The 6,457-nt window shown below is 38.3% G+C and carries 7 protein-coding genes; 3 read left to right on the forward strand and 4 right to left on the reverse strand.

From position 1 onward, the window contains the following. Nucleotides 1–644: GDSL-type esterase/lipase family protein (locus ADA01nite_RS21020; RefSeq protein WP_218029600.1), on the forward strand; the 644-nt coding region annotated here is incomplete at its 5' end. On the opposite strand, the gene ADA01nite_RS21025 is transcribed toward ADA01nite_RS21020, so the two are convergent. Together ADA01nite_RS21025 and ADA01nite_RS21030 are read right to left on the reverse strand one after the other, a co-directional pair. Beyond that, nucleotides 612–1,526 carry a class II aldolase/adducin family protein gene (locus ADA01nite_RS21025; protein ID WP_146812391.1) on the reverse strand — a complete coding sequence of 305 codons (915 nt, stop codon included), beginning with the start codon at nucleotides 1,524–1,526 and terminating at the stop codon, nucleotides 612–614. The two genes, ADA01nite_RS21020 and ADA01nite_RS21025, sit on opposite strands and share 33 nt — an antisense overlap. Nucleotides 1,527–1,562: 36 nt before the next feature. Continuing rightward, the gene (locus ADA01nite_RS21030; RefSeq protein ID WP_146812392.1) at nucleotides 1,563–2,789 is read right to left on the reverse strand and encodes a zinc-dependent alcohol dehydrogenase; all 1,227 of its coding nucleotides are present in this window, start codon (nucleotides 2,787–2,789) and stop codon (nucleotides 1,563–1,565) included. A gap of 256 nt (nucleotides 2,790–3,045) precedes the next feature. Between ADA01nite_RS21030 and ADA01nite_RS21035 the strand changes: the two genes are divergently transcribed. Continuing rightward, nucleotides 3,046–4,161 carry an MGDG synthase family glycosyltransferase gene (locus ADA01nite_RS21035; RefSeq protein WP_146812393.1) on the forward strand — a complete coding sequence of 372 codons (1,116 nt, stop codon included), beginning with the start codon at nucleotides 3,046–3,048 and terminating at the stop codon, nucleotides 4,159–4,161. A 21-nt stretch (nucleotides 4,162–4,182) separates the two neighbouring features. Here ADA01nite_RS21035 and ADA01nite_RS21040 read toward each other — a convergent pair whose 3' ends face one another. After that, nucleotides 4,183–4,770, reverse strand: coding sequence for a lysophospholipid acyltransferase family protein (locus ADA01nite_RS21040; protein WP_146812394.1), 588 nt, complete (start codon nucleotides 4,768–4,770; stop codon nucleotides 4,183–4,185). A 687-nt stretch (nucleotides 4,771–5,457) separates the two neighbouring features. Between ADA01nite_RS21040 and ADA01nite_RS21045 the strand changes: the two genes are divergently transcribed. Then, nucleotides 5,458–5,664 carry a DUF1657 domain-containing protein gene (locus ADA01nite_RS21045; RefSeq protein ID WP_146812395.1) on the forward strand — a complete coding sequence of 69 codons (207 nt, stop codon included), beginning with the start codon at nucleotides 5,458–5,460 and terminating at the stop codon, nucleotides 5,662–5,664. Between the two features lie 275 nt (nucleotides 5,665–5,939). Here ADA01nite_RS21045 and ADA01nite_RS21050 read toward each other — a convergent pair whose 3' ends face one another. Continuing rightward, complete coding sequence (locus ADA01nite_RS21050; protein ID WP_146812396.1) at nucleotides 5,940–6,344, reverse strand: hypothetical protein; 405 nt, start codon at nucleotides 6,342–6,344, stop codon at nucleotides 5,940–5,942. Nucleotides 6,345–6,457 lie beyond the last annotated feature (113 nt).

The raw sequence follows: 6,457 nt of genomic DNA on the forward strand, positions 1-6,457 counted from the left end.
TGTACAAAAGGGAGGAGCAAATGGAAAATCGAGTTTTTTATATTGCCCTGGGAGATTCTCTCACTGCGGGAGTGGGAGCTTCTACACATGACCGTTCATTTACAGCCAGTTTTTTTCAAGCCATAAAACAAACGAAAGAATGCCAGTACATGAATTTGGGTAAATCAGGGCGTAGCAGCGGAGAACTGCTTCAATTTCTTATCAATTCCAAAATACGCGATGTGTTAAAGAGAGCAACTCATATTACAATTACAACAGGCGGAATCGATATGATTCGTGCTTACCAGAATAACGTTAGCTTTTTGGAATACGTTCGTACGATTCAAACGTTAAAGCAAAATTTGAGACACATATTACGCGATATAACTGAAGCTAACCCAAACACTCAAGTATTCTTAATGGGTCTTTATAATCCCGGTACTCTGGACCACAAACTATATGAGTTGGCCAATAAATTGATTCGAAGGATAAACAAATTATATGAAGAAACAGCAAAACAATTTAGTGTTCATACCATTAACCCGATGGATTCTTTTTTAAACAAACCACACCTATTGGCAGATGAAGTTCATCCCAATGATTTGGGCTACAGAGTCATAAGCGATTTGTTTCTAAATAAACAAAAGTTTGCAGTCCCTACATAACACACAGGCGTGAATATGGACAATTGCACCGATAGAAGGGTGTTCTTTATAAATGATGTAATGCTCAATGGCATCTACAGAAGCTCGACGAGGGGTGATAGTAGGAGGTATACTGAGGAGCATCGTGTTTCTTTCTGCATCATAATCTTTAATCAGAAGTATATCTTTCCCAATCGTTTTTAAATCTGCTTTGTTAACGCCGCTGGCGCTCATCCAAAAGCTCTCTTTATCATGGCGGCAGCTTACATTCCCGTAACTTAATCCACCGATGCCATATAGTTTTTTTATATGCTGTAAATCGCGGGGACTTAAATATTCCTCAATAGGGAAAGGGGCTGGCAATAAATTCATTCTATCCAGTTTTTGGCCGGCCACATACATATCTCTTGTCCTCTCATCACCATTCCATAGTTTATAAGGGAGGTCCTGGTGGAACTCATTATCGATGACCAATTGAGAAGAAGCCAGTGGTTCCAACCGCTGATAGACAAGCATAAAAAATTCTTGTTCATTTCTCAACGGATATTCGATTTTATAGCACCCTTGTTCAGGCGTGATAAAGTAAACGTTTGTATTCTCTGTTTCGTGAGAAATATAGATAAGATGATTAGACAGAGAACGCACCAAGAAGGGGTATGCTGCTTTTAATATGTTTTCAGGTTTTTTATGGGTTTCGAGTATGGAAACAACAAAAGTGGACTGTGCCTTTCGGCGAAACGGACGAGGTTTTTCATGAGTGATAAAGTTAAATACTAATCGAAGATCCTCGTTTGTTTCCTCACAAAATAGATACCCATGGGCTGTAAAAATGTTTTTTAACCCCTTTGCAAACCACTGAAGAAAATCACTGTATAAGGGACGGTGAATCGTGAATTTGTTCATAAAATTCACATCCTCCTCTGCCTCGTAGCGTTTTTTTTAGTGTTCAAAGACCACTTTCACGGCGGCTTCTTGTCCTTTATTAATGGCGGTAGAAATCGCTCGTTTATATTGCTCAAGAGGAAAACGATGGGTAATAAGAGGGGATAAATCAACTTTTCCCGTGGCTATTAATTGGATAGCAATGTCATATGTCCTCGTTTTTTTTCCTTCGAACTTTTCCGTACTATAAGCAAAGCTACCCTTCACCGTTAATTCATTTAACCAAACCGTTGTCCAGTCAATCTTATTAAGTATACCTGCCAATCCAAGTAAAATGACTTTTCCGCCACTTTTGGTGAGACGAAGTGCATCATGAATGCTGCGTTCCTTCCCGACACACTCAAAGGTTATATCAGCCCCTCCTTGTGCAACCGGTGAGCCAAAAATGGGGGTAAGCAGTTTGGCATGAAGAGAAGAAGCTGCTTTGGAAAAATAGCGATTTTGAGATGTAAGGCGAATCACTTCATCTGCTCCATAGTGAGAGGCTAGTTCAGCTTGGTAATCATGCTTAGCCAATACAATGATGCGACATGAGATGTCTAATGCTCGGATGGCTGCTAGTATACAGAGGCCGATAACTCCGGCACCAATAATGAGTACGGTGTCATGATTTTTCGGAGGATTACGGAGGACGCTATGTAAGGCACAGCTAAAGGGTTCCACCATTACCCCGTTTCTGTCATCTATTTCAGGCGGGAGCTTGAATACCTGACTTTGATGTGCAACGAGATATGGACTCCAGCTTCCTCCCGTATCATGACATGTGCCGACCAAAAGTCCGGGAGAAATGTGGCCGTCTGTCATATGCTCACAAAGACTAAAATCTCCGCGTTGACAAGCTGAGCAAGGGAGATAAATCCCTCTCGTTTCACATGATAAAATAGGGTCAATAACCACGCGATCCCCTGGAACTAAATGGGTTACTTCGCTTCCCACTTCTGTTATTACACCGACAAGCTCGTGTCCGAGAGTAAAGGGAAAGGAAGTGAATGGCGAGAGTGCTGGACTGTCACGAAGAAAAATAAGGTTGATGTCACTACCACAAATCCCACCATATTTTACTTTGATTTTTACCCACTGATTATTTGGAAGTACTGGCTCAGGTATATCACGATAGTGAAGACAGGATAACTGCGAATTCCAGTAGAGAGAAGGAAGAAACGTACCGACTGTCTTACAGAAAATATACCGTAGAAAGCTATAATTAAACTGTACCGCTTTCAAAGTACAATCACCTGCTTTATTAAAATTAAAAACTCGATTGCAGCAGTTACTGTTTAATTTTCACTTTTTCATTTTGTCAATCTAACTATATGTATTGAAATTGTGGTTTATGCTGGTTTGTCCTTAATGAGCTAATTAAGGAATATTTTGAAGAATATGGGGCATTCTATTTTTATACAGCAAGGAAGGATATGCACCATAAATTGTAATATCATTTCTTGCATTCGTTTACACAAAAACATAAGAAGGTATATAGATGAGTAAAAAAATTCTTATTTTATCAGAGAAGATTGGCGCCGGCCATACGAAAGCTGCTGAAGGATTGATGCAAGGTATTCTTTATCTTGATCCTTCTATGCATATAAAAATTGTAGAAGTGGGAAAAAAGCTTCATCCATTAACAACGATGTTTTTATTTCAAGTTTATCTCAAAATGGTATTTGTTTTTCCTTTTTTATGGAGGAAAATGTATCGATATAAACAAAACTTGCCATTGTCAATTCGGAGAAAGTTTATTATTTATCATCTTTTTCATAGACGAATTAAAATGTTAGTTGAACAGGAATGCCCGGACCTTGTTATTTGTACACACCCGTTTATTAGTTCATCCATCTCACGATTGAAACGAATGGGGTATACATGGACTCTCTGTACAGTTATTACAGATTTTCATGTTCATGGAGGTTGGGTTCACCCTGAAGTAGACGTATATTTAGTATGGAGTAAAGAAGCGCGGGAACAACTATTACACATGGGGATTCCGGAAGGCCGAATTATCATTACAGGGTTGCCCATCCGTGAAAACTTTTGGATCAAGCATGAAAAGCAGGATATACGTCAAAAGTTACAATTGAAACATATTCCTACCGTATTAATTGCGGGGGGAGGCTTAGGGTTAGGCGGAATTAGAGAAGTTGCTCGCTCTCTTTTAGGGTGGAAGGAAGAGGTACAAATTATTATATGTACAGGAAGTAATAAAACATTAAAAAAATGGTTACTACAGGACAAGCGATTTAATCATCCTCATATTCGCATTTTAGATTTTGTCGAAAATATCGATGAGTGGATGGATGCTTCTGATTTGTTAATTACAAAGCCAGGTGGACTTACCTGTTTTGAAGCATTATTTAAAGGCATTCCCTTGCTTTTATATCGTCCCATCCCTGGCCATGAAGAAAGTAATTCCGATTTTTTAATCGAGCATGACTTAGCCATAAAAGCGAATAATCAACGGGAAGTAAATGATTGGATAAAAAAATTGCTCTTTTTCCCTGAAAGTATGGAGCCTTTACGGCAGCGGGTCGAGCAATTTAGGCAAACGATAAATCCGCTTGCAAGTGCTGAATCGATTGTTAAGCAGTTGATTCTATAAATACAACGCAAGTTCATTTTTTCAGTTTACATCACTTACTTCATTTGATAAGCGTTTTATTTGATTCATTATCATTTGCGTAACTGTAGAATAATTTGGGATAGTGTAATCAGTTAAAAAAATTGGTTTTCCAATAATAACCTTTATTGTTCTTAAGGGTCCTTTTTTTGCAGATACAAAAGCGATGGGAAGAACAGGAGCGCCTGTTTTTATTGCAAAAAAAGCGACTCCTTTTTTAGGTTGAATGGTTTGTCCGTTTTTACAGCGTGTGCCTTCAGGAAATATAGCAAAAGCGTTGCCGTTTCTTATCACCCGTAAGGAATGGCGAACAGGCTTAATTACAATTCCGCTATGTCGATCAACAGGAATAGCGCAGAGCTGAGATAGAAGCCAGCGGGAGAAACGGTTTGAAAATAGTTCTTTCTTTGCCAAGAAATGAATTTTTCTTTTTATCACACTGGCAAGAACGATAGGGTCACAGGCACTTATGTGATTGGCTGCAATAATGACAGGCCCATCTTGTGGTACGTGTTCTATACCGGTAATTTCTATTCGTAACAGACAGTGAAGGAATGGTTTCGCGATGAATCTTAAGCATGTATACATCATATATTTTCACCTTTTAAAAGCTATACCGTTTTTTCTTTAATTGCACATAGAGATATGGCAAAAAATAAACTTCTTACTTTGTTTTTTCTTTTTCGAACATAGAAATGACTTTAAAAAAAATTCTGCAGAGGAATGAAAGCACAAGGATTGCCATAACGCTGATTTTCGAAGCCGCTATATTAGGTAAGAAGTTATCGCGTAACTTTACGAAGAAATCACGCATGATTATTCACATCCAAGAGTTAATATATTGCTGTTTTTTGATATAAAGTAAGGCTCAAAATAGCGTACACTCATTGTGAATTTTTTATCTCCTTAAATTCAATACAACTCTGTTAAAAAAAAAGAACAGTGTTAGTTAAAAAAAGAATGTTCATATACAAGAAATATTTTCGACAATTTTTATATTGTAAGTCTTTACTTATTATTAACTCTGCAAACGCTGCAACAAGAAAAAATTGCATTCTTATTTACTTTTTTCCTCCTTCTTTCCTTAGATACACTTGTAGTTTGACTGGTAAATTGAAATTTTATCCTACCATATAGGTATCCGTTATTTTCGTACAAGAAAGATACATTATATTATCAAGCGTCAGAATATCCACCATCCTGCCTTTTATTTTTGCATAGTTTTAATGTTTAAACGAAAAAGATACGTACATACTACTGTTTGTGGAGGTGAGAGACATGACCGTATCTGCACAGGTAAAACAAGCACTTGCCAGCCTGAAAAGCGCACAGTCCAGCTTAGAGACATTCGCTTTAAGCACGCAAAATCAACAGGTAAAGCAGCTTTTCACCCAGAACGCGCAGCAAACGCAAGCGATTATCGATGCGTTGGAGCCGCGTATCCAGCAACTGGAACAAGAAGAACCCCAGTACAAAGGATTTTAAGCAGTAAGGCTGTAAGGTGGGTGCCCTATACTCACCTTACAGTCTTACTAAGGTGAACATACGTTTCAAATCATGCTACAGGCTTTTTTCACGTCTATCGCCATGTTCGTCATCAACACAGATAACCGGAATTTAAAGAGCAAAAACCGACCAGAAGCAGGCCGGCTCGTGGTACTCGATAATGTAGTTTCTGTCTTTTCTTTTGCTATTGTAATCGGTATGGTGGATCCTTATCAAAACAAGTAAGGAGACGCTTACTGTATGTTTGTCAAAGTTTATATAGCTGTATCGATCGCATGCAGTAACTTTCGATTTAATGCATGTAAAATAGCGATCTGAGCCTCTATTTTATGGGGAAGAGCGGATGTACGCAGCAAATACCGAAGTTGCACCACTGCAGAACGAATATCCTGAGCAATGGTAACGTAGTAATAGACGAGTCGTTGTCCTTCTTTCTCCTGAAGAGCCAGCTCTTGCAATGTTGTAATATACTCCTCAAGCCGGTGAAGACTTATGTAAATTTCCTTGAGGAAGTTGATACGCCCCTCATATGTAACAAGCATTTTTATTATTTCTTGCAATTTCTCTGTTATTTTATGAGTGATGGGATAGCAACGTTGATTGGTTGGCGTGAATAAATCGGTTCTTTTTTTCCCCTTTATATCCATTTCTTTTTTCATTTGAGTCCTCCTTGCTCATAAGCTTTTTACACTTGGCTTTTAGGGTGTAGAGATAAATAAGTTTTCTTCTCTAACCACCTATATTTTTATTCCAACTCCTTTGTGAACATGCT

Source organism: Aneurinibacillus danicus (genome assembly GCF_007991215.1).
GTDB lineage: Bacteria > Bacillota > Bacilli > Aneurinibacillales > Aneurinibacillaceae > Aneurinibacillus > Aneurinibacillus danicus.